Source organism: Staphylococcus sp. EG-SA-2, assembly GCF_017152085.1.
The window spans coordinates 1-2,282 of sequence record NZ_JACYHC010000638.1; the positions used below are offsets into that span (position 1 = coordinate 1).

Annotated in this window: 2 protein-coding genes; both read left to right on the forward strand. The window is 34.8% G+C overall.

Features of this window, described 5'->3' with window-relative positions; all coding sequences use genetic code 11:
* Positions 1 to 295 precede the first annotated feature (295 nt).
* On the forward strand, positions 296 to 487 hold the full coding sequence (gene cwrA, locus IDG60_RS11445; protein WP_001221404.1) for a cell wall inhibition responsive protein CwrA: 192 nt from the start codon (positions 296 to 298) through the stop codon (positions 485 to 487).
* Between the two features lie 239 nt (positions 488 to 726).
* Positions 727 to 2,282: heavy metal translocating P-type ATPase (locus IDG60_RS11450; protein ID WP_206160714.1), on the forward strand; the 1,556-nt coding region annotated here is incomplete at its 3' end.

A 2,282-nucleotide genomic window follows, 5' to 3' on the forward strand; every position in this document is an offset into this window, starting at 1 on the left:
TTGATCAAAGTTTGCATCGTACCATTTTTCTGCTAACATTTTTTCTTTTTCAGTCATTACACCTTTCAACTCCTAATAACTTATTTACTTGTTTAAAAGTTAATCAAATAAACATTCGCCTATGCAACTAATACGCTATAACATTATGAAATCATGACCTTATCACCCTTATCTATACAATTCTCGCATCAAATACTGCTAAAGTAGTAGATAAATTCAATACTACAGACGCATTCATTTTTTAATCTATTAACGTACAATGTGAGTAAGAGAAATATAAAGGAGTATGATAGCGATGAGAATATTAATTACAGGCACAGTTGCTATCTTAATCATTCTAGGTTTAGTTAAAACGATACAAGATTACGAAATGACAAACGATACAAGTCGTCAGTTGTCAGACAACAAAGATGATGATAAAGTCATCCATCTTAATAATTTCAAAAATTTACATGCGAAAGAATTTAACCCATCTGATTTCTTTTAAGTCACCTAAGAATTGCAAATCCAGAAGTCATTTAAGTTTTACCTTTCATTCATACATCCTTTAATATTAATTACGACTTCTTTTATATAGATGCTAAATAGAGAGATTGTTGTGCAATGTTTGCACGGCAATCTCTCTTTTTCTTTTTAAAATTGGTAAAAGTAAAACGCAACGATTGACTTATATACCTAGAGGGGGTACATTAGACGTGTAACAATGAATCACAGGGAGGCAATAATGTGGCTAATACGAAAAAAACAACATTAGATATCACTGGTATGACTTGTGCCGCATGTTCAAATCGTATCGAAAAGAAACTGAATAAACTTGATGACGTTAATGCCCAAGTGAATTTAACTACAGAGAAAGCAACTGTTGAGTATAACCCTGATCAACATGATGTCCAAGAATTTATTAATACGATTCAACATTTAGGTTACGGTGTCACTGTAGAAACTGTCGAATTAGACATTACAGGTATGACTTGTGCTGCATGCTCAAGCCGTATTGAAAAAGTGTTAAATAAAATGAACGGCGTTCAAAATGCAACGGTCAATTTAACAACAGAGCAAGCTAAAGTTGACTATTATCCTGAAGAAACAGATGCTGATAAACTTGTCACTCGCATTCAAAAATTAGGTTATGACGCGTCTATTAAAGATAACAATAAAGATCAAACGTCACGCAAAGCTGAAGCGCTACAACATAAATTGATTAAGCTTATCATATCAGCAGTATTATCTTTACCACTATTAATGTTAATGTTTGTGCATCTTTTCAATATGCATATACCAGCACTATTTACGAATCCATGGTTCCAATTTATTTTAGCTACACCTGTACAATTTATTATTGGATGGCAATTTTATGTAGGTGCTTATAAAAACTTAAGAAATGGTGGCGCCAATATGGATGTACTTGTTGCTGTTGGTACAAGTGCAGCATATTTTTACAGTATTTATGAAATGGTTCGTTGGCTAAATGGCTCAACAACGCAACCGCATTTATACTTTGAAACAAGCGCCGTACTACTTACCTTAATCTTATTCGGTAAGTATTTAGAAGCTAGAGCGAAGTCTCAAACAACCAATGCGCTTGGCGAATTATTAAGTTTACAAGCTAAAGAAGCACGCATTTTAAAAGATGGTAATGAAGTGATGATTCCTCTAAATGAAGTACATGTTGGAGATACACTTATCGTTAAACCAGGTGAAAAGATACCTGTTGATGGCAAAATTATTAAAGGTATGACTGCCATCGACGAATCTATGTTAACAGGTGAATCTATCCCTGTTGAGAAGAATGTTGATGATACTGTAATTGGTTCAACGATGAACAAAAACGGTACTATTACTATGACAGCAACAAAAGTTGGCGGGGACACTGCGTTGGCAAATATTATTAAAGTTGTCGAAGAAGCTCAAAGTTCTAAAGCGCCGATTCAACGATTGGCAGATATTATTTCTGGTTATTTCGTTCCTATCGTTGTTGGTATCGCACTATTAATATTTATCGTGTGGATTACTTTAGTTACACCAGGTACATTTGAACCTGCACTTGTTGCGAGTATTTCCGTTCTTGTCATTGCTTGTCCATGCGCATTAGGACTTGCTACACCAACTTCTATTATGGTAGGTACTGGTCGCGCTGCTGAAAATGGCATTTTATTTAAAGGTGGCGAGTTTGTTGAACGCACACATCAAATTGATACCATCGTTTTAGATAAGACGGGTACCATTACAAATGGTCGTCCAGTCGTGACAGATTATCATGGTGACAATCAAACGCTACAACT

What these genes read in the sequence shown, in the direction of transcription:
- cwrA (WP_001221404.1), top strand. Translation starts at nt 296, where the DNA reads ATGAGAATATTAATTACAGGCACAGTTGCTATCTTAATCATTCTAGGT.